Annotated in this window: 1 protein-coding gene; it reads right to left on the bottom strand. The window is 32.1% G+C overall.

Features of this window, described 5'->3' with window-relative positions:
- Window positions 1-444: 444 nt before the first annotated feature.
- Complete coding sequence (locus tag DIU01_RS03070) at window positions 445-2589, bottom strand: DUF349 domain-containing protein (protein ID WP_290831788.1); 2145 nt, start codon at window positions 2587-2589, stop codon at window positions 445-447.
- Window positions 2590-2743: the final 154 nt, after the last annotated feature.

The raw sequence follows: 2743 nt of genomic DNA, 5'->3' as shown, positions 1-2743 counted from the left end.
GAATAGAGAATAGAGAATAGAGTGGATGTATAATGTGATTTCTCTCTCGTCAAAAAAGACGATACGAAATGACAATACTGACTTTTTAGATTAGTATTTCACAATAAAAGTTCGTGTAATTTTTTATTTAAATTAATTCGCGCAAATTGGTGTAATTCGTGTAAAAAAAGAAATAAAAAAAACTACCTAAGTAGTTTTTTAAATTGATATGATTAACAGTTATTCAGCTCGTGTACCATTTCGTTGGTTATAGACAGAAAGTTGGAAAATCTCTATATTCTAAATACTGTTGCGCCAACTTGGCAAATCATACTTGAAGTTTTAAATTTCAATAACCAAAGTTAGGGTAAGAATTGAAGACTTGTTTTACATTATAAAATGTTATTGTTGTAAATAAAAAGTGGACTATAAAAAAAAGCTCACCGGTTAAAGTGAGCTTTTGTTTTATTTATTCAAATTTCTAATTTGTTTCAACTTGTCTTTCCAAGAAACTAAATCCTCTTTATGTCTTTCAATTGTTTTTCTAACTTCGGTTACAATTGAATTTTCTTTCTTAGCATTTTTAGTATTTTGAAAGAACTGAATGTTGTTTTCTAATTGGAAAATTTCGTTTTGAACTTCATCAATTTTTCTCATGATAAAGATTTTCTCGTTGTCTAATTTTCTGCTGTCTTCAGATCCAGAAATATTGTCTAAACGATTTGCAAAACGCAATTGCTCGCTTTCTTTTTTGCTTGAGCTTAATTTTTCAAACAAAGCATCTAGGATTTTATTGAATTTTCCTTCTACATGTCTTCTGTTGAAAGGAACTCTTCCAATAGCTTTCCATGCTTCAATGTGCGCTTTTATGGCATCCAAGTCGGTTTTGTGATCACCAACTAGTTCAAACGAACGCAACGCTTCTAGGTATTCTTTTTTCTTTTCAAAAGCAGCAACTTCTTCTTCGTTTTCCTCTTTTTTGCTGTCTTTTAAACGCTCAAAATAATGGTTACAAGCCGCTTTAAATTCGTCCCAAAGTTTATCAGAAAACTTTCTTGGCACGTGTCCAACTTGTTTCCAATCTTCTTGAATTTGCTTCATTAAAGGCGTTGTAGCAGCAAAATCTTCGCTTTCTTTCAATTCGTTTGCTCTATCAACAAGCGCTTGTTTCTTGCTTAAATTATCGTTTTGATCTTTCTTAATGTCTTTGTAGAATGAATTTTTCAAAACATTAAAATCACGAACCGCATTTTTAAATTTTGCCCAAGTTGCTTCGTTCACTTCTCCAGGAACTTTTCCAGTTGCAAAGAATTGATTTCTCAAAGCTTCCACTTTTACAATTTGGTTCAACCAAGCTTGGTGCGAATCTACTTTCTCTTGAGCTAAAACTTCAAGTTGAGCAATGATTTCGTTTTTCTTTTCAAGATTTTCGGTTTCTTTTGCTTTAAAACTTTCATAAAAAGTCTCGCTTTTGTCGTGCATCTGTTTGGTCAATTCACTGAATTGTTTCCATAATTCTTCACGATTTTCTCTAGAAACCGGACCAATATCTTCTTTCCAAATACGGTGTAAATCTTGCAATTCACGGAACGATTTGTTAATGTCAGTTTCGTTGATTAATTCACCAACACGAGCTATAATTTTATTTTTTAATTCTAAATTGTGTTTGAATTCTTGATCACGTGCATCTCTATCCAAGTGCAAGAAATCATAAAAATTCTCAATATGAAAATGATAATTATTCCAAACGTGGTTGTATTTATCTTTCGGAATCGGACCAGCATTATTCCAACGATCTCTAATGTCGTTTAGCTGTTTTAAAGAATTTGCAATATTTCCTGTAGAATTGTTTACCAAGTTTTTTAACTCTTCAACAATCGCCATTCTGTTTTCTAAATTCGCTTTTAAGTTATTTTGAAGCGATTTGAAATGTACATTTTTCTTATCTCTGTATTGATTGTATAACGAATCAAATTTTGTTTTTAACGGAAAACTATAATGAAAATCCTCTGTAGTATCAGGATTTTCAGCATGAAATTCGTCTTTCTTTTCGTCCATAAAATGGTGAAATTTAGACAAAAATGCTTTTTTAACTTCTTCAACATGTTCACGAACAGACATTACTTGATCAGTGGCAACAAGTGTTTCCAACTCTTCAACCAATTTTTCCATCGGCAAAGCTTCATAATCTTGCAACGGAATGTCGTGTCTACCTTTTACCGTTTCGTCTTCACTTTCTTCGGCATTAGCATTTGCAATAGCGTTCATTGCAAAATCATTTTCATCTTCCAAAACTAAGGTATCATCAGCAACTTGCTCGTCTGTTAATTCAATAACATTATCAGCAAAATCATCCGACGTGTTTTCAATCGTTGGAACTTCTTTAGGCGTTTCAGTAATTTGTTCACCTACAAGATCTTCCACTTCTAGAACCGTTTCTTGTTCAGCTTCAGCCACTAACGGAGCTTCAACTTCGGTATCAGGAACCAATTCAGCTATAGCTTCAACTTCTTGATTTTCAGTCTGAACCGCTTCTTGAGATTCATTATTTACGTTTCCATCTGTCTCGTTTTCGTTAACTGACAGGTTATCATTCTTTTCTTCTAACATTTTAAAATGTGTAAGGTTATACAAATATTTTCCATTTCGGAGTGCGAAAGATAGTAAAGAAGCATCAAAATTCAAAGAAAATCAGTCCTTTCTGTGATTTTTATTTCAAAAAATAAAATTTAAAAAAGAATTTTTTTCAATTCAAGTTGAAAAA

This window comes from Flavobacterium sp. (genome assembly GCF_003525665.1).
Taxonomy (GTDB): Bacteria; Bacteroidota; Bacteroidia; order Flavobacteriales; family Flavobacteriaceae; genus Flavobacterium.
Note: the sequence above shows the minus strand (reverse complement) of the source record. Positions and strands in the feature narration are given on the sequence as shown.